This is a genomic window from Buttiauxella warmboldiae, assembly GCF_003818135.1.
GTDB classification, from domain to species: domain Bacteria; phylum Pseudomonadota; class Gammaproteobacteria; order Enterobacterales; family Enterobacteriaceae; genus Buttiauxella; species Buttiauxella warmboldiae.
In genome coordinates, this window is sequence record NZ_RPOH01000039.1 from 1 (window position 1) to 18,947 (window position 18,947).

At 53.6% G+C, this 18,947-nt stretch carries 13 protein-coding genes and 1 pseudogene; 1 reads left to right on the plus strand and 13 read right to left on the minus strand.

What is annotated here, in order from left to right:
* Positions 1-332 precede the first annotated feature (332 nt).
* From EHN07_RS10865 to aaeX, 5 genes are all read right to left on the minus strand, one after another.
* A complete protein-coding gene (locus tag EHN07_RS10865) occupies positions 333-605 on the minus strand; it encodes a barstar family protein (protein WP_124024165.1) in 273 nt (90 codons plus the stop codon).
* 42 nt (positions 606-647) lie between these two features.
* The gene (locus tag EHN07_RS10870) at positions 648-2,102 is read right to left on the minus strand and encodes an NAD-dependent succinate-semialdehyde dehydrogenase (RefSeq protein ID WP_124024166.1); all 1,455 of its coding nucleotides are present in this window, start codon (positions 2,100-2,102) and stop codon (positions 648-650) included.
* Between the two features lie 74 nt (positions 2,103-2,176).
* Complete coding sequence (aaeB, locus tag EHN07_RS10875) at positions 2,177-4,138, minus strand: p-hydroxybenzoic acid efflux pump subunit AaeB (protein WP_124024167.1); 1,962 nt, start codon at positions 4,136-4,138, stop codon at positions 2,177-2,179.
* Positions 4,139-4,150: 12 nt separating this feature from the next.
* Positions 4,151-5,083, minus strand: coding sequence for a p-hydroxybenzoic acid efflux pump subunit AaeA (gene aaeA, locus EHN07_RS10880; RefSeq protein WP_124024168.1), 933 nt, complete (start codon positions 5,081-5,083; stop codon positions 4,151-4,153).
* A 7-nt stretch (positions 5,084-5,090) separates the two neighbouring features.
* A complete protein-coding gene (gene aaeX / locus EHN07_RS10885; RefSeq protein WP_124024169.1) occupies positions 5,091-5,294 on the minus strand; it encodes a p-hydroxybenzoic acid efflux pump operon protein AaeX in 204 nt (67 codons plus the stop codon).
* 153 nt (positions 5,295-5,447) lie between these two features.
* Between aaeX and aaeR the strand changes: the two genes are divergently transcribed.
* Entirely contained in the window at positions 5,448-6,389 is a 942-nt protein-coding gene (aaeR, locus tag EHN07_RS10890) for an HTH-type transcriptional activator AaeR (RefSeq protein ID WP_124024170.1), read from the plus strand.
* Between the two features lie 65 nt (positions 6,390-6,454).
* Here the strand turns inward: aaeR and tldD are convergent, their stop codons facing one another.
* The 8 genes and pseudogenes from tldD to csrD form a co-directional block, all read right to left on the minus strand.
* Complete coding sequence (gene tldD / locus EHN07_RS10895) at positions 6,455-7,909, minus strand: metalloprotease TldD (protein WP_124024171.1); 1,455 nt, start codon at positions 7,907-7,909, stop codon at positions 6,455-6,457.
* A 74-nt stretch (positions 7,910-7,983) separates the two neighbouring features.
* Positions 7,984-11,784 (minus strand): AsmA2 domain-containing protein YhdP, encoded by a 3,801-nt coding sequence (gene yhdP / locus EHN07_RS10900; protein ID WP_124024172.1) that lies wholly within the window; start codon positions 11,782-11,784, stop codon positions 7,984-7,986.
* A gap of 71 nt (positions 11,785-11,855) precedes the next feature.
* Positions 11,856-13,325, minus strand: coding sequence for a ribonuclease G (gene rng / locus EHN07_RS10905; RefSeq protein ID WP_124024173.1), 1,470 nt, complete (start codon positions 13,323-13,325; stop codon positions 11,856-11,858).
* Positions 13,315-13,908: pseudogene (locus EHN07_RS10910) on the minus strand (Maf family protein). Before EHN07_RS10910 ends, rng begins: the two are co-directional and overlap by 11 nt.
* A gap of 8 nt (positions 13,909-13,916) precedes the next feature.
* On the minus strand, positions 13,917-14,405 hold the full coding sequence (mreD, locus tag EHN07_RS10915) for a rod shape-determining protein MreD (RefSeq protein ID WP_124024174.1): 489 nt from the start codon (positions 14,403-14,405) through the stop codon (positions 13,917-13,919).
* Positions 14,405-15,430, minus strand: coding sequence for a rod shape-determining protein MreC (gene mreC / locus EHN07_RS10920; protein WP_124024175.1), 1,026 nt, complete (start codon positions 15,428-15,430; stop codon positions 14,405-14,407). Before mreC ends, mreD begins: the two co-directional genes overlap by 1 nt.
* A 67-nt stretch (positions 15,431-15,497) precedes the next feature.
* Complete coding sequence (mreB, locus tag EHN07_RS10925) at positions 15,498-16,541, minus strand: rod shape-determining protein MreB (RefSeq protein ID WP_000913396.1); 1,044 nt, start codon at positions 16,539-16,541, stop codon at positions 15,498-15,500.
* Positions 16,542-16,849: 308 nt separating this feature from the next.
* A complete protein-coding gene (gene csrD, locus EHN07_RS10930) occupies positions 16,850-18,775 on the minus strand; it encodes an RNase E specificity factor CsrD (RefSeq protein WP_124024176.1) in 1,926 nt (641 codons plus the stop codon).
* Positions 18,776-18,947: the final 172 nt, after the last annotated feature.

Below are 18,947 nucleotides of genomic sequence, written 5' to 3' on the forward strand. Positions count from 1 at the left end.
CGCTCAATACTGATGAGAGAACCCGGTAGCAACGGCAATATGCATGTCAGCGCCGAGCTCTACCGGTAAGCGAATGCAGCGAGGCATTGACATCGCGCGTTAACACCAGGAACACCATAACGACATAGAAAACCCCACCCTGTGAGCAATACGCCAGCACAGACTGATGACAAACCCATGACTTTGGTAAAACGAACATAGGCCATCAATAGAAAACAAGGAAAATCAATTTATTGATTTTCGGCCGATCGCCACAAAGAAGGAAAAACCACGTTTTTTCCTTCTTTGTCAGCAATCTCAGCAGGGTATTTTTCTTTCTGGGCAGACGATTATTAACCGCGCACGTTAAAGCGTAATTGCCCTTCCAGCTCCTCTTCTGCTTCATCAAAAAGCAAAATCAAAGCGCCATAACGCCGCCTTTGTATCTCGGGCAAATGAACAAATTCAATCTCCGCCGGGAGCGGTAACGTGCCCCCGACGACCACATCCCACAAGCTGTCGAGATCGTGAACCTGTTTTTTCTCAAGCTCAAATGCCTGGATAAAGTGACGATAGAATGCTGACTGGTCTTCTATCTGACGAAAATCAAAGGTGTATTTTTTCATTGCTTGCCACCTTAACCAGAATGAACCTTACCTGCTTAATGACTACAGCCCACCAATATGCAGCGTTTTGACTTCCAGGTACTCATCAAGCCCCAGCACCGAGCCTTCGCGGCCCAGCCCGGACTCTTTTACGCCACCAAATGGCCCCAGCTCGGTCGATACGGCGCACTCATTAATCCCAATCATCCCACTTTCAAGCGCCTGAGAAACGCGGAAGACTCGCGCCAGATCCTGCGTATAGAAGTAGGCCGCCAGACCAAATGGCGTGTTATTCGCACGCTTAATCACTTCCTCTTCCGTTTTAAAACTAAAACACGCGGCCAGCGGACCGAAGGTTTCTTCCTGTGCCAGTTTCATCTCGTCACCAGCGTTGACAAGCACCGTGGGCTGCCAGAAATTACCGCCCAGCTGATGGCTTTTGCCGCCCACCAGCACTTTGCCGCCTTTGGCCTGCGCATCTTCTATATGTTCGCGAACCTTATCGACCGCCGATTGTTCAATTAATGGCCCGACCACCACACCTTCATCCAGCCCGTTCCCTACTTTCAGGGCGCTGACCGCCGCAGCCAGCTTATTGACGAACGTCTCATAAACCGGCTCCTGGATGAAGAAGCGGTTCACGCTAACGCACACTTGCCCGGCATTGCGGAATTTATTCGCAATAGCCCCTTTCACCGCCTCGTCAATATCGGCATCTTCAAACACGATATACGGCGCGTTACCGCCCAGCTCCATTGAAACCTTTTTCATGGTTTCAGCCGCATTACGCACCAGGGTTTTGCCCACAGCGGTGGAGCCGGTAAAGGAGATTTTACGTACCTGATGGCTAGCCATAATTGCGTCGCTGATTTCTTGCGTATTACCGGCAACGGCATTTAGCACGCCATCAGGCACTCCCGCTTTTTTCGCCAGCGCCAGCAAAGCAAACGCTGATAGCGGAGTGTTATTCGCCGGTTTAATGACGCCGGTACAGCCTGCGGCAAGCGCCGGGCCGAGTTTACGGGTCAGCATCGCCATAGGGAAATTCCACGGCGTGATAGCGGCTACCACGCCGATGGGTTCACGCGTAGCCAGAATGCGAGATCCAGGTTTCGCCGGGGGAATGATTTCACCGTTTGCCCGCTTGGCTTGCTCGGCGAACCACTGGATAAAACTTGCGGCATATTCGACTTCGCCTTCCGCCTCTTTCAACGGTTTGCCTTGTTCGGTGGTCATCAAGCGCCCAAGCCAGGCTTTATTCTCAATAATTAACTGGAACCAGCGATAGAGAATAGTTGAGCGTTCTTTGGCGGTTTTTGCCCGCCAGGCCGGGAAAGCTTTTGCCGCAGCGGCGATCGCTTCTTCCGCTTCCTTTTTACCCGCTTTTGCCACTTTAGCGACAACTTCGCCCGTGGCGGGATTGAGCACATCAAAGGTCTGATTGAGCTTTCGCCATTCGCCATTGACCAGATAGCCGGTGTTGAATAATTCGCAGTCCTGGAGTGCCTGATTTGTCATAGTTTTCTCCTGTTTTGCATTGCGTATCTGCTAAGTATAGATACAAAAAAGCCGACGCATGGCGTCAGGTCAGGTCAGGCAGTAATGAAAGCCTGCTGGTATTTATGCAATACCTCCGCTAGCCGTTTCACCGGTTCGGTAACTTGCTGCGGCGCTTCCCAGATTCGCAATTTCTCCTGGTAAACGTCGAGCTCTTCCAGTAATTGATTGAAGTAACGCCGTTTTTTATCATCACTGGACGCTGATGTCACTTTATCTGCGGTTTTGCGCAGTTGGCGATGGTATGCCGAGAGATCGTCATTCACCGGTATTGGCACATCGCGCAGGCGCTGGTGAGCAATAATTAACGTCAGCGCCAGGCGGTAACGCGGGATATCGCCGGGAAACATATTCAGCAGCAGGAAAAGCTGCTGATAGAGCGCTGGCAGATGGTTTTCTTTGCGGCGTGCTTTGTTAGTCGTCAGCGCGGAAACTGCCGCCGAAACAAACTGGTTTAACAACGTGCGTCCGGTTTGGGCTTTCGAGTTATCGCGGATGATGAGTATCACCATCAGCGCCACGAAACAGCCAATAATCTGCCCTAGCGTGCTGTCCAGGAAGGTATTGAAGTGGAACGTCATGGGGTTATCTAACACGATAACGTTAATTGTTCCGGCCAGCGCCCCCATCGAGCCAAGCCGCCGCTTCTGCACTTCGATACCAATAAAGAACGCCAGCAGGGCAAGGCTAATAGCAAGCAACACCATACTTTGCTGCGTGCCGGGAATGATCACCAGAAAATAGAGCCCGCCCAGCGGCAATGCCACCAGCATGCCATAGAGAAAATCGAGCGCCACCATTCTGGGGTTCGGCAAGCGCATGGCGAGAGAGGTGACCACAGCAATCATGACCATGGCGCCACTGCCGGAAGTCCAGCCTGTCCATAACCAGAACAGGCTACCCAGCAGGCAGGAAATGGTGGTACGCCAGAAGTTGATCATCGCGTGATGGCCTTCGGCAGACTGCACTTTTACCACCGCTTCCTGAGTCAGCACTTCCTCTTCAATCGCGCTGATGCGGGCATTACTGACCACGCCACGCTTCAGTAATAGGTAGCGCGTCGCCTCACTGGCCCAGCTACGAATAGTTACCGGGGTATATTTTTCACCGGAGAATGAGATGGCTTTGCGGATAACTTTCAGCTGCTGGTGAACATCCGCAGCCGTTTCTACCGGCGTTTCAAACAACTCGCGAAATTCAGGCGTCACAAATTCAGGGCGCGTGTTCTGAATCAGGAAGGTTTCACAGGCCTGGGTAATCAGAGCCAGAGAAACCGTGTTGAGCGCTTTCAGACGACGGTTCGCCCGCCCCCAGCGAGCCGATTCAATCTTGAGATTATTACGCATGCCTTCAAGGACGGTAGTGCGCTGAACCAGGCTTGCCCAGGCTTTATCGACTTCTTCTTTCTCGCCGTGCGCAATACACAGCTGCATCAGGCGGTAATGATCCACCAACAGCCTGTCGAGCTGCCTGTCGATTTCTTTCTTTATCGAACGCGGCGAGAAAATTAAATCGGCGATGATGGCGCAAACAATACCAATGACAATTTCACTACAGCGCTCGACGGCAAACTGCGGCGCAACCAAAGGATTCGCCTGAATAGTGACCACAATAATCAGCGCGGTATAGCCCGCAAGCCCCCAGGCATAGGAGTTTTCGACCTTAACCAGCGAGGAAATCCAGGTGCAAAATCCCGCCCAGATGCAGCACACCAGCAGCATAACGACGGGGGCGCGAATTAAGGTGGTGATAATAAATATCGCGGCGAAACAGCCAATAAATGTGCCGACAATACGCAGCATACCGCGATAACGAATCGCTCCCGAATAGGGTTCGCCGCCTGCCGCAAAAGCAGGGCCGGCAGCAACCAGCACCGCCGTCAGCACTGCCCAGCGCGGGGTTTCCAGTTCAAAATGAAAGCCCACCCATAGCGCCAGCACAATGGCAAAAGCCAATTTGAAGGCGAAGCGTAAATGTAACCGCGAAATATAATACATATCGACCCGTGCTTAACCGAACTCACGCAGGCGATGCATGAGTTTAATAAATACCGATTCGTGGTCAGTATCTCTGTCTTTTTCCCCTGTCACCACGACGGTTGCCGTGGTCCCGGCGGGATAAAGATTGGCCTGTTGCGCATCCAGATGAATTCTTACCGGCACACGTTGCGCCAGACGCACCCACTCCAGGTTGGAATCAACGGTAGCCATGCCTTTCATATCTTTAGTACTGCTGGCATTGGTCACCCCGGCAGAAATGCTATCAACCGTGCCGCGTAAAACGCGGTTGCTGCCAAGCGGGGTGATTTGTACGCGATATCCCGGACGAATCCCGTCAAGCTTGGTTTCTTCCATGTAAGCCAGAATGTAGAACGTGCCGCGTTTAACCAGGGCAACAGCAGTGGAGCCTCGGGTAATAAACTCGCCGCTATACACGTTCAGGTTAGTCACCCAGCCTTCTGCTGGGGCACGGATAATAGTGCGTTGCAGATCCAGCTGGGCTAAATCACGGGTTGCTTCTGCTTTTGCCAGCTGATGTAACACGGTCTGCAGCATATTGTTTGACTGTTCAATTTCTTCACGCGACATGGCCTGGGTACCTAACGAATTACGGCGACCGGCTTCACGACGTTTTTCCCCTGCCAAAGCCCGGAAATATGAAACATCCGCTTCAGCTTGTTCCAGCGCTTTCTGATAGCGAGGCTGGTCGATGGTGAAAAGAATCTGATCTTTCTTCACCAGTTGGTTGTCATGGACCCTCACATCGGTAATCAGGCCGGATACATCGGGCGCTATCGCGACCACGTCCGCGGTAAAACGAGCGTCACGGGTCCACGGTGATTCGGTGTAAAACACCCAGGCACGAAAAATAGCGATAAAAGCCAGCAGCACCAGAATCAGCGTGATGGCAGTGCGGGAAATTTTTCTGGTTATTTCTTTCACATCAACCTCAGATAAAAAGACGCGAAATCAGATAAAACAGGCAGCAATAAAGCGCCGTATTAAATAATGCCGGGTGCCAGACAAAATCATAAATTCCCGTCGGGGTCAGCAGACGGCGAACCAGCCAGAATAATGCCAGCGAAAGCAGCAGTTCAAAAAATATCGGCGGAAAAGAAAGACCGAATATCACAATGACGGGAAATAAGCTCATGTTAACCTTGCTGGAGATTCAGAAGACGCAAACCCTGAATAGCCCGGAGTGCTTAGCTAACGTTTAATGGGTTCTGTTAATAGTATATTAACGTAATTGTTAGCCGGTTATCTATAATCTGTGATCTAAATCACTTTTAACTCAGAGTGAACAATGGAAAGACTCAAACGCATGTCCGTCTTTGCCAAAGTGGTTGAGCTTGGCTCCTTCACGGCGACCGCAAGACAGTTAGAAATGAGCGTGTCGTCGATCAGCCAAACCGTTTCAAAACTCGAAGATGAGTTACAGGTTAAGCTGCTGAACCGGAGCACCCGCAGCATTGGCCTGACCGAGGCCGGTAAAATCTATTATCTCGGCTGTCGTAAAATGTTGCATGAGGCGCAGGAGGTGCATGAGCAGCTTTACGCGTTTAACAACACGCCAATCGGCACGTTAAGAATTGGCAGCTCTTCAACTATGGCACAAAATGTCCTCGCCTCCATGACCGCCGAGATGCTTAAAGAGTACCCGCAATTAACCGTTAACCTGGTGACGGGTATTCCGGCTCCCGACCTGATTGCCGATGGCCTGGACGTGGTGATCCGCGTCGGAGCTTTGCAGGATTCAAGCCTGTTCTCAACAAGGCTTGGCTCAATGCCGATGGTGGTTTGCGCCGCAAAAAGCTATCTGCAGCAAAATGGGTCGCCGGAAAAACCGGCCGATCTCGCCAGCCATGAATGGCTGGAATACAGCATTCGCCCGCACAATGAATTTGAGTTGATCGCGCCTGAAGGCCTTACGACGCGCATGATCCCCCAGGGGCGCTTTATCACCAACGATCCCATGACGCTAAGCCGCTGGCTTAAAGCCGGTGCCGGGATCGCCTATGTCCCGCTGATGTGGGTGATCGATGAGATCAATGACGGATCGCTGGAGATTTTATTCCCAGGCTATCAATCCGATCCGCGGCCGGTGTACGCGCTGTATACTGAAAAAGATAAGCTGCCGCTGAAGGTACAGGTGTGTATTAACTACCTGACGGAGTATTTCGTAAAGGTTTCGCATGTTTATCAAGGTGTACGCGAGAATAAAGGACGTGGAAAAGAGGTGAGGTAAAAAATGAGGGAGAGAAAATAAAACAGCCGCGATTAACCCGGCTGTTTGCATATAGAAATTAACTTTTACGCGGTGCCGCCAACCGTCAGATTGTCGACCTTAAGGGTTGGCTGGCCAACTCCGACTGGCAAGCTCTGCCCTTCTTTTCCACACACGCCGACGCCGTTATCCAGCGCCAGATCATTACCGACCATAGAAATCTGCTGCATGGTTTCGATACCGGAGCCGATAAGCGTTGCCCCTTTCACCGGTTTGGTCACTTTGCCGTTTTCGATGAGATAGGCTTCGGAAGTGGAGAACACAAACTTACCGGAGGTGATATCCACCTGTCCACCGCCAAAATTAGGCGCGTAGATACCGTATTCAACCGACTCGATAATCTGCTGTGGAGTCGATTTACCCGCCAGCATATAGGTGTTGGTCATACGTGGCATCGGCAGGTGCGCATAAGATTCACGGCGGCCGTTACCCGTTGGCGCAACGCCCATCAGGCGCGCATTGAGTTTGTCCTGCATATAACCTTTCAGCACGCCGTTTTCGATTAACACGTTGTACTGGCCCGGCACGCCTTCATCGTCAATAGCCACAGAACCACGGCGGTTGGCCATAGTGCCATCATCCACCACGGTGCAGAGTTCCGAGGCAACCAGCTGGCCCAGCTGGCCCAGCTGGCCGCTGAATACCGAAGTACCGCGGCGGTTGAAATCCCCTTCCAGGCCGTGCCCCACCGCTTCATGTAACAATACGCCGGGCCAGCCTGCGCCAAGCACTACCGGGAACATCCCCGCAGGTGCCGCAACGGCAGAGAGCGTCACCAGCGCCATGCGCACGGCTTCTTTCGCCCAGGCGTCGGCGCGAACTTCACCGTTAACGGTTTCAAGGAAATAGTCATAGCCGAAACGACCGCCGCCGCCGCTGGAGCCGCGCTCGCGTTTGCCGTTGTCTTCAACCTGCACGCTGACAGAAAGACGTACTAACGGGCGCACATCAGCCGCCAGAGTCCCGTCCGTTGCGGCGACAAGTATTAATTCATACACGCCGGTCAGGCTGGCGGTCACCTCCTGAACGCGGGCATCTGCCGCGCGCGCTACGCTATCTACGCGTTTCAGGATGTCGAGCTTCTCTTCGCGCGTCATGCTTTGCAGCGGGTCAGCGCTGGTATAAAGCGCGCTATGCTGCACAGCACCTAATGTCTGTACGCGACCATTGCCTTTTTCCTGCACAATGCTGCGTGCCGCATGAGCACTCTGTTCCAGAGCCAGCAGGCTGACCTGGTCGGCATAGGCAAAACCGGTTTTCTCACCGCTGACGGCACGCACGCCCACACCCTGATCGATGTTGTAAGAACCCTCTTTAATAATGCGGTCTTCCAGCACCCAGGATTCGTGATAACTGGACTGGAAATAGAGATCTCCATAGTCGAGTCGGCGCTCGGACAACTGCCCCAAAATGGAAAACAGATCTTGATGGGTTAAGCCATTCGCAGACAGCAACTGCTCACTTACCAGGTTCAGACTCATCGTTTAGCTACTCTTAATTGTCTATCGATTGGAGATATCTATTGAGCTTGAGGTAATTCAAGACTCCCGTCAAATCACTTAACGTCGCTCACCCTTGGCTGACGAAGCACTTCGTTGATTTGCGGTTGGTCGACCGGCCCGGTGATGTGATAGCGCAGCACGGAAATTTTGCTCCACAGCGGCCCCAACACTTTACTGGCGGCAAAGACGGCAGCGCCGATAATAGGGTTCACCACGAAAGCTGTCGCCACGCCGACGGTCGCGGAAATTTCAGGCGCCACCACGGCTTCCACATCCAGACGGCGGCGCACCAAATCAACCGTTCCTTTCAGCCCGATATCCGCTTCCAGCCCGTCCACCAGCGTATCGTCGCTATGCAACTGACCCTCTTTAATCCACGCGGTGCTGCGGATGGAGTCAAAATAGAAGCCTTCGCCGAAGGTATCGCTGAAGTCGAAACGCAGCTTACGCATCAGGGCATCGACGCTGACCAGGCGCAGCAGTTGCCCGGCATGGCCAGTGCCCAAATCGGCAATCTGGCCCTTACCTAACCTGGTGTGCAGGATGCCGTTTAATGAGGCGAGGTCCGGCTGCCAGGGTTTGGCGCGCCAGTGTAAATCGTAATCCACATCGAATGATGAGCCCTGAATCGGCGTCTTAACGCCGAAGAAGTTCGTCGCGGCATCAAGTTTGCCGCCGTGAAGCTGGCCTTTTATCGAGGTGCGCTCTTCTGCCGGGCTGTTAACCCACTGGCCGCTGCCGGTCAGGCGGGCAAATCCGGAATCGACCAGCCCATTTTCTAACTCGAGCGTCGTTCCTTTAAAGGCCAGATCCCCTTCAATGCGGCCAAATTTTTGGCCCAATAGCCAGCACTCGGCGCAGCGCAGCTGCACATCAGGCCAGCCGTGGAAATCAATCGAACCACGTTCATCAAGCAGCGGCTGGCTTGCTGATTGGGAAGTGCCGCTGCCCCAGTCAGGGTTGAAATAAAGATATTTGATGGCCGCACGCCACGGGGCATTATCCTGCATCGTCAGCGAGCCGTTCACTTCACGCCCGTGAGCTTCAACGCGCGTGCCGCCCGGTATGGCATGAGAAACCAGGCTCAGGTTGTTCCACTGCTGCCCGGCCAACCTCAGAGAGGGCGTACGCAAGGTGATATCCGTCGGGAACGAGGCCGAGTTACCCACGCTATCGGCAGCCCCCTGGCTAAACAGCGCCAGCCACTGCGCACCGTCCATCGCTGGCAGATCCAGCTCCAGACCTGAAGCGTCAGGCAATGGCGGAGTGGTTCTGCTGTTGGAGGCCCAAATAGCCCGGTCGAGCGTGAGCTTTTTATTCAGCAGCCAGCGGCTGGAGAAATGATTTTTCGAGCCAGCGCTCCCGGTCAGATTGAAATGATTAAGATTGCCTGTTACCGCAACTTTTAACGGCAAAGGTTGCCCTGCTGGTTTATCGACAGGCGCAGGTAAGTGACTGCTTACATTTTTCAGATCCGCGGCGACATTCACCTGGTAGCTGGCCTCACCATGATAAGGCAGCTTAATCGCCACATCCCCTTGCCACGGGACATTGCCGCTTAACTGTTTATTGACCGGTTCAGGCAAGACACCCATTTTTGCTGGCCGCCAGTTACCCAGCAGGTTGACGCCAATCTGATAATCTTTGTCGCCCGTTTGGGTGGTGAAATCGATACCGACCGCCTGGTTAAACCAGCTCGCTTTTAGCGGCTCACTTTTCAAATCACCATTCACAAAGCTGAATTTACCCGTCAGGTTGCTCAACGTGCTGGAGAGCGGCTTGATCAGCAAGGTATTATTGTTGAGATCAACGTCACCTGAGGCGGTGGTCATATCGCCATTAAATGGGATATCCAGATGTAAGCGAGCATTCACCTCTCCACCAATCTGGAGCTCGTCAAGGGCTGCGGCGAGCGAATCTTTAAGCGGTGTCTGTTTGAAATATGGGCCAATCGCACTGCCCGGGCCGCTGATATCAGAATCGATCAGCAGCTTCTCCTGCGAGTAATCAGGAATAATCGCCGTCAGGTTGCGCCCCGTCACCCCGCCGAGTTGCACGGCATCCGATTTCATCCATAACCCGTCATTAATAAAATCAAGGGTAATATTCAGGTTCTCTAGCGCAGGCCAGTCGGGCTGGAAGGCAAATTTTGCATTACGCAGCGGGACGTAAACTTCAAACTGGCCTTCATTATGTAAATAAGGGAAGAGGTGCGGGTTGCCGCCGTAAACCAGGGTGGCGTTATCGGCCTCGCCGCCCTGAATCGCAGCGCTGAGATAATCCACCAGCTCTTTGCCCATCAGGTTTTCAGGGAAATAACGCCAGGCGTCCGCGCCGTTATGGGTACTGATTCCGGCCAAAATGCCTAACCATGGATCGCCGCCCGTCGGCTGGAAGTAGCGGAAGTCACCGGCAGCCCGTACCGACCGCGCTTTCACATCCAGTTTTTTGCCATCCAGCTGGAAACCTGCCGCATTTTTTTGCCACTCCAGCGCGGCAACCCCTCGCTCAATCTCCAGCGGGGCGCGGAATACCCCTTCATAAGGCATTCTGGCATTAAGAACCTGCGCATTAAGCTGCCCGTGCCCCACGCTCCCGGTAACGGAGCCTGAGAAATGCTCAACGCCCGGTAGCATCTTCCACTGCTTCCAGCTCACCTCTTTCCAGCGCCCCTGCATGCGGGTTTTTTCGGTTTGCTGGAGAGGAATATCGACCGCCAGCACGTCAATATGGCCGCGCGGTTTCAGGGTGGTCCAGAGCTCGCCCAGATCGGGGGAAAGCTTTTCGGCAATCGGCAGCAAACCGGTAAAGCTTTCCAGCTCCATATTGGTTGCCCGCACGCGCAATTCATCACTGCGGGTGCTTTCTTTGCCACCGACATCCTGCGGAGCAATCCACGCCAGCGCCAGCGAGCCTTTTGGCCAGGTTTTGCCATCAAGGGTGATATTGGTCGAGGGGATGGCAAGATCCCAGCCCGCGTCAGAGCCAGTGACGTGCGCCATTAAATTATCAACCGCGAGCTGATGGGTGCTGCTTTTCCCCGCCCAGCTTGCGCCGCCCTGCTTCAGCCAGATGTCTCCCCCCGCAATGTTGCCATCTTTGATATCCATCCAGGCTTCAAGCGTGAATTCAGCGCTTTGCAAGTCGACATTGTTTTTCATCCAGCGGCCAAGCCAGGGTTTCACATCAACGCGGTCAGCCTGTAGCCAGACTTTGCCAATATTCAGCAAACCGTTTTCATCGCGTAAATCCATACGTACTTTTGCCAGCCCGTGCTGGCCGGTAAAGCTCGACAGGCTAACCAGCCCTTCTGCGCGGTGACGGTTTTTGCTGTTAAGCCAGGTCAGCTGTGGAATAGCGAGTTCGGCACGCTGGCCGGAAAGGGTCAGGAAACTCAGCGAGCTGTCACGCAGATCAAAGTGATCGAACTGGCGTAAAAAGAGATCGCTAATTTGGCCGGGTTCGAATTTAGCATCGCTTTTGTTGTGGCTCAGCGGCGTGTTGGTGCGCAACTGCAGCTGATAAAACGTAAGATCGCGGAATTGCCAACGCGCATGCAAAATGCTTTGCCAGAGATCGAGCGCCAGCGTCACTCGCTTAACGCTCAACTCGCCGCCGTCTTTCAGGCCTGCTTTAATATCACGCACCTCCAGAGCCGGGCCATAATTTTCCCAGCTTGCCTCTATCTGGCTGGCGTCGACAGGCGTACCCGTCATGGCTGCGATTTTTTCGAGCAGCGCCGGACGCCAGGCATCGAGATGCGGCAGCACCAGCCGCAAACCACTCACCAGCAGTGCAACGATAACGATAAGCGTAGCGCCAGTAAGTAGCAGAATGCCGGGCAGTCGCCTCACGAATATCTCCTTGTTAGCCGCCGGAGCGGAACTCAAATCTGCACTATCTGTGCCGTGAACAGCGCAGCGAGTTACATCATAACGACGTCGAACTGCTCCTGATTATAGAGCGGCTCGATCTGCACTTTGACCTGTTTACCGACAAAGATTTCAACCTCGGCCAGCGAATGGGACTCTTCGCTTTTCAGCGCTTCCCCTACGGCTGGCGAGGCGTAAACCAGGAAGCGGTCAGAATCGTAAGCATGATGCACGCGCACGATCTCACGCATAATTTCATAGCACACCGTCTCAACCGTTTTCACCGTGCCGCGCCCGTGGCAAGTAGGACAGTCGTGACAAAGCACATGCTCCACGCTTTCACGCGTGCGTTTACGCGTCATCTCAACCAGCCCGAGCTGAGAGAAACCGTTAATGCTGGTTTTCACTCGATCTTTACTCAATGCCTGCTCCAGCGAATGCAGCACGCGACGACGGTGGTCTTCATTGCTCATATCGATGAAATCAATAATGATAATGCCGCCGAGGTTTCGCAAACGTAGCTGGCGGGCGATGGCCTGGGTCGCTTCGATATTGGTGTTGAAAATAGTATCGTCAAGATTGCGATGGCCGACAAACGCCCCGGTGTTAATATCCACCGTGGTCATGGCTTCCGTCTGGTCAATGACCAGATAGCCGCCCGACTTCAGCTCCACTTTACGCTCCAGCGCGCGTTGAATTTCATTCTCAACGTCGAACAGATCAAAAATCGGCTGGCGGCCGCTGTAGTGTTCAATCTTGCTGTGCATTTCCGGCATATATTCGGCGGTAAACTCCAGCAGCATATCGTAAGTCAGACGCGAGTCGACGCGAATACGATCCAGTGCCGCATCGGCAAAATCACGCAGCACGCGCTGTGCCAGCGCCAGCTCGCCGTACAGCTGGCAGCGCGTTTTATTGCGTTTTTTACGTTCGCTGACTTTGGTCCAGACGCGCTTCAGGTAGGCCGCATCGGCGGACAAATCGTCTTCGCATACCCCTTCAGCCGCGGTACGGATAATAAATCCGCCCTGTTCGTCGCACCAGGCATTCACCACACGTTTCAGGCGATCGCGCTCGGCTTCACTTTCAATACGCTGCGAAACACCGACATGTGAAGCACCGGGCATAAAGACCAGGTAACGGGATGGCAGCGTAATATCCGTCGTCAGGCGCGCGCCTTTGGTGCCCAGCGGATCTTTCACCACTTGTACCATCAGGTCTTGCCCCTGGCGCACCAGCTCGGAGATATCACGCACGGTGAAGTTCTTGCGCTCTTCGCCAGCCACACATTCGGTATGCGGCATGATGTCAGAAGCGTGAAGAAACGCTGCCTTATCAAGGCCAATATCTACAAATGCCGCCTGCATCCCCGGCAATACCCGGCTAACACGACCTTTGTAGATATTCCCTACGATCCCGCGACGAGCCTCGCGTTCAATATGGATCTCCTGCAGTATGCCACCATCAATGTAAGCCACCCGAGTTTCCGATGGGGTCACGTTGACTAATAATTCAGCCGTCATGTTTTCCTCGTCCATCACGCAATACGTGAAAATTACTCAGCAATTCATAGGTTTCAACTAGCGGTAAGCCGACTACCGCATGATAGCTGCCATTAATCTTCCTGACAAAACAGCCACCCAGTCACTGAATACCATATGCACCTGCTTTATCCATGGGTTCACCGCAGGCCACGTAACCGGCGATATCCTGTTCTGATAATGCACGAAACGTCACTTCAGTCGTCACCAGACAATCGAGCAGTGATTGACGATCGGCCAGCGCAACGGCCGTCATCACCTGATGCTGGTTACCGGACAGCATACGCAGCATCGCCGCCGCATGTTGTTCATCTTTTGGTTTTTCCAACACCTCGCCATTGAAGATAACAATAGTATCTGCCCCCAAAACCGGTAAATCACGGGGTGCAAGCGCCACGCCCGCACGCGCTTTATCACGCGCCAGGCGAACAACATATTGTTGCGCGCTTTCATGGCTCAGGCGCTGTTCTTCAACATCGGTGATGAGGCGCTCAAAGGAGACCCCTAACTGCGTCAGAAGCTCCTGACGACGTGGAGAACCCGATGCCAGATACAAAGATGTCATGTTCAATCCTATTGCACAGCAAATTGTTGGCGGATCTTACGCATCAGCAGGAAAATCCATGGCCAGAGTACCCCATTGACCACGCTACTCCAGAAAATTTCAGGGCGGAATGAGACGTTGATGACTAAGAATTCAGACCAGAAAACAAGCACATCGGCCATCAATGACAATAGCATAATCACTAAAGCCTGCTGCCAGAGCGCCAGATTGCGGAATAGCTGATATTTCAAGGCCACCAGATAGGCCACGATGCTCAGAGAGAGCGCCCGTACGCCAAGAGTCGAGCCGCTGATGAGATCCAGTATGGCACCGACGACAAAACCCGTGCCGACGTTGACGCGGTGCGGCAAGGCCAGGATCCAGTACAGCAGGATCAGTAACACCCAGTCCGGACGATAGACTTTCAGATCGTCAGGCCAGGGCATAACCTGTAACAGCAGGGCAATAAGGAAAGAGAGCCAGATAACCCAACGCCCCTGACTACGATAGCTTCCCACTACCGCCCCCCTGGGGTAGCAGGTGCGGAAGCAGCAGAGTTCGCTGCAGGCGCCTGAGTCATTCCCGTTGCCGGAGGTGGGATCGGAGCGGGTGCCGGTGGGCCAACAGAATCTGCCGGCGGTAAAACCTGCGGCATCATTTGCATCAAACGCTCATTGGCAACGCGATGCACCTCTTCAGGCAGCATCGGGGTTTTCCCTTCACGATCCGCGCCCCACAGCAGCAGCAAATAACGCAGACGCTGTAAGCCAGCAGTTGGGCGAGCCTGGATCACCGTGTAGGCGCGCTGAGTATCAAGTTTCACCGAGGAAACCACACCCACCGGATAACCTTCCGGGAAGCGGCCGCCTAAACCGGAGGTCACCAGAACATCGCCGACGCGAATATCGGTGTTAGCCGGTAAATGTTCCAGCTGCAGATCGTCAGTACAGCTATTGCCCGCAGCAATAATGCGAATGTCATTACGCAGCACCTGAATCGGCAGCGCATGGGTCGCATCACAGATCAGCAACACGCGGCTGGTCAGTTTCGCCACGGCGATCACCTGACCCACCACACCTTTGTCGCTGATCACCGGCTGGCCTTCATACACCCCGTTCACGCTGCCTTTATCAATCACCACCTGGTCACTGTAGGGATCGTTAACGGTAGAGATAACCTGGGTCACCATTTTTTGCTCGTCCTGACGCAATGGTGAGCCGAGCAGTTCGCGCAGGCGGGCGTTTTCCTGACGGTATTGGCCCATCATCAGCAGATCGCTGTTTTTCAGGATCAGCTCCTGGCGCAACGCACGATTTTCAAGCTCCAGCTGCTCGCGTGACGCCAGCGTTTGCGAGATGCTGTCGAGCAATTCACGGGGACCATTTGAAACAAAATAGAAAGGGCTGACGGCAGTATCCATATACGTTCGAATCTGACTGAACGTACCCAGACGGCTATCAGCAATAATGACACCGATCGCCACCAGCAACGCCAGAATCAGGCGAAACTGCAACGAAGGGCCACGGCTAAAAATTGGCTTCATAGGCTATGCGTATTCCAGGGCCAGCAAGAAAAGGCAGTGATAAACACTGCCTTTTACGTGTGGCTGATTACTCTTCGCTGAACAAGTCGCCGCCGTGCATGTCGATCATTTCCAGTGCCTTGCCACCGCCACGGGCTACGCAAGTCAATGGATCTTCTGCAACTACTACCGGGATGCCGGTTTCTTCCATCAGCAGACGGTCGAGGTTACGCAGCAACGCGCCGCCGCCGGTCAGGACCATACCGCGCTCAGAAATATCGGAAGCCAGTTCCGGCGGGCACTGTTCCAGCGCCACCATGACGGCGCTGACGATGCCCGTTAATGGCTCTTGCAGGGCTTCGAGGATTTCATTGGAGTTCAGGGTAAAGCCGCGTGGAACACCTTCAGCCAGGTTACGGCCGCGTACTTCGATTTCACGCACTTCATCCCCCGGGTAAGCTGAGCCGATTTCGTGTTTGATACGTTCAGCGGTTGCTTCACCAATCAGTGAACCGTAGTTACGGCGCACATAATTAATAATGGCTTCATCGAAGCGGTCACCACCAATACGCACGGAAGAGGAGTAAACCACGCCATTGAGCGAGATAACCGCAACTTCAGTCGTCCCACCGCCGATATCCACAACCATAGAACCGGTTGCCTCAGAAACGGGCAGGCCGGCACCGATAGCCGCAGCCATTGGCTCTTCAATCAGGAACACTTCACGCGCGCCAGCACCTTGCGCAGACTCACGAATAGCGCGACGTTCAACCTGAGTGGCGCCCACCGGTACACAAACCAGCACACGCGGGCTTGGGCGCATAAAGCTGTTGCTATGCACCTGCTTAATGAAGTGCTGCAGCATTTTTTCAGTCACGAAGAAGTCGGCGATAACACCATCTTTCATCGGACGGATAGCTGCGATGTTGCCAGGGGTACGACCCAGCATCTGTTTAGCATCATGACCTACGGCCGCAACGCTTTTAGGTGAACCGGCACGATCCTGGCGAATGGCCACGACCGAAGGCTCATTCAGTACGATGCCCTGTCCTTTTACATAAATCAGGGTATTCGCGGTACCCAGGTCAATGGACAGGTCATTGGAAAACATGCCACGAAATTTTTTCAACATACTAAGGGATAATCCTGAAAGCTGGGGCGGAAACAAAATCCGCTTACTTTACCAACCACTCATTGCAGCGACAAGGCGCAAAAAATGTTCTGCAATGGTGAAAAATTGTGCGGTTTGCCACCACTGTTACACTGCCCGCTCGTCCATCTCCGAACCGCAGAGAAAACAAACAAAGGCTGTAGGTTAAACAAACAGTGCCAGTAAGCAAACCGGGTTCATTCGCGCTTTACCAATCTGGTCAGCAGGCGTATCCGCCCCCTTGAGATGCAGCGCGCGTTATTCTACGTGAAATATTCATAAACGGCAGGTTAAACCGAGTATCTTTGCGAATATTTTTTCACGTTGCTGTCGAGGGGTTGAGAGGCGGCAAAAAAATCCCCCTGAGCACCCGCCACGCCTTTCTCCACCAGCGTCTGCCATTCACTTCGCGTGCGGATACCGACGGCAAAAACTTGTGTCTGAGTCCCGCGACACGCCTCAACCAGGCTTTGGACAAATAGCTGATTTTCAGTTCGTTTCTCAATGTTGCGCACCAGTCCTGGATGCAGCTTGATTAACTCCACATCCAGCTCTTTAATATAAGAGGTGCTCACCACGGTCAAACCCGCCTGGGAAACGGCAATACGCACCCCCAGCGCTTTGATCAAGCGAATCACCGGCTGCAAACGGCTGATATGTTGACAAACATCCGCCTCTGCAAGTTCAAAAAGAATACGTTTACGCAGTAATTTTTCCGACTGCATTAAGGTATCGCGCAGCCAGCGCTGGAATGGCGCGCGAATCAGCGACTCTACCGACAGTTGAATAGACAGCGTCTCTTCGGGCCAGAAACCTGCCAGCGGCAGCAGACGGGCGATGGTTTGTCGGTCATATTGCTCCGATAAACCAAACTGTTTCACCATCGGTAAATACTCGGCGGCCAGCACTTCTTGTTCGCCGTCAAAAATCCGACACAGGATTTCCCGATGGTGCACATAGCCGTCGCGCTTCACCGACGGTTTTTGGTAGAAACGCGGGCCGCCACGCTGTAACGCCTGCTCAATAAGCGTACGCCATTTCACGTTGCCGCGCCCTTTTTCCGGCAAACTATCATCGTATACCGACCAGCCGTTAGTCCCTTGCAGGGAAGCATTACGCGTCGCCACCTCGGCGTTTTCCATTACCTGCTCTTTGCTTTGCCCGCTACGCCATGCGCAGATCCCGATATGCATCATGTCATTACGATCGAGAAGGCGCGTGGCAGGCAACGAATCGACAGCCTTCAGCAGCTGATTCGCAATGCTGTCGGCCTCTTTCAAAGTGCGGTGCGGCAGCAGCACGGCAAAATCGCTGCGGAAGTAGCGTGCCAGTAAAGCGCCCGGATAGCGCAGCATAAAGGTCGACAACATATTAATAATGGTAAATAAATATTCTGCGCGGGTTTCTTGCAGGGTGTCAAAATCGGGCAACCGGATAATCATCACCACGCCATGCGCGCCGGGTTGCTCCTGCTCATCAAGCAACGTGGCCAGCTGGTTATCGAAGAACAGGCGATTATTGAGCCCCGTTTTGGCATCCTGGGCGGCGAAAGCGCGAATCAGGGTATCCATTCTGCTGCGCTGTTCGCCGGCGTTTTGCAGCTCGGAGAGCAACAAATCAAGCGCGCTGCTGGCCTGAGGCGGCCATTCCAGCACCGAACCACGCCCCCCCGCGCCCCTTTCTCCATTCAGGATGCGCCGCGCCCGGCTTTCCAGCAGCTCTTGCCCGGCAAGCTGTTTTTTCATCCAGCGCAGAGCAAAGCACAGCACGATAAGCATGAATCCAATCGTGACGGAAAGAGGAACGGTGGTGAAAAGAGAGTTGTAGTAATTCGCCACCGGATCGCGATAGGTAAGGCTCAGAAACATTCCCGGATGCTTCATTAACTCAACGGTTACGGTGCGAAAACTGTAGCTGTTGCCGGGCAGGTGATAGGTTTGCGCCAGCTGGCGCTGATACACCGTGCGATCGCCCAGTTTGAAATCGACCTCAGTGATATCAAAGGGAACCATGACTTCATTGAGGCGTTGAATCAGCGCCTCGGGTGTGTTTGAAACCAAATCATTATCAATAATGGTGGCGACAGCAACCACACGCTGATGCACTTTATAGTGCATCGCATTAAAGAAGCTTAATGAACATCCGACAAGCGTCACAAAAATCGCCAGGCCAGTCAGTAATGTCATAAAAGCCGAAAGCTTCGTCGTTAATCGCATCCTTGTGTTAACTCCGTTTGGTGAAGATATGCCAGGCTCGGCCTGATGCGGCATTACATAGCAAAAGAGCAGGTCTGGCAAACGCGGTGAACAGATTCTCGCCCCTGGTGGCAAAAGAGGCGGCTTTGTGCTCCGGCATTCAAGTATAGCCAGCAAGACCTCTTTTCCCATT

Bases quoted from the DNA above. Each gene is read 5' to 3' on its own strand.
- EHN07_RS10865 (WP_124024165.1), bottom strand. From the start codon at position 605: ATGAAAAAATACACCTTTGATTTTCGTCAGATAGAAGACCAGTCAGCA.
- EHN07_RS10870 (WP_124024166.1), bottom strand. From the start codon at position 2,102: ATGACAAATCAGGCACTCCAGGACTGCGAATTATTCAACACCGGCTAT.
- aaeB (WP_124024167.1), bottom strand. From the start codon at position 4,138: ATGTATTATATTTCGCGGTTACATTTACGCTTCGCCTTCAAATTGGCT.
- aaeX (WP_124024169.1), bottom strand. From the start codon at position 5,294: ATGAGCTTATTTCCCGTCATTGTGATATTCGGTCTTTCTTTTCCGCCG.
- aaeR (WP_124024170.1), top strand. From the start codon at position 5,448: ATGGAAAGACTCAAACGCATGTCCGTCTTTGCCAAAGTGGTTGAGCTT.
- tldD (WP_124024171.1), bottom strand. From the start codon at position 7,909: ATGAGTCTGAACCTGGTAAGTGAGCAGTTGCTGTCTGCGAATGGCTTA.
- rng (WP_124024173.1), bottom strand. From the start codon at position 13,325: ATGACGGCTGAATTATTAGTCAACGTGACCCCATCGGAAACTCGGGTG.
- mreC (WP_124024175.1), bottom strand. From the start codon at position 15,430: ATGAAGCCAATTTTTAGCCGTGGCCCTTCGTTGCAGTTTCGCCTGATT.
- mreB (WP_000913396.1), bottom strand. From the start codon at position 16,541: ATGTTGAAAAAATTTCGTGGCATGTTTTCCAATGACCTGTCCATTGAC.
- csrD (WP_124024176.1), bottom strand. From the start codon at position 18,775: ATGCGATTAACGACGAAGCTTTCGGCTTTTATGACATTACTGACTGGC.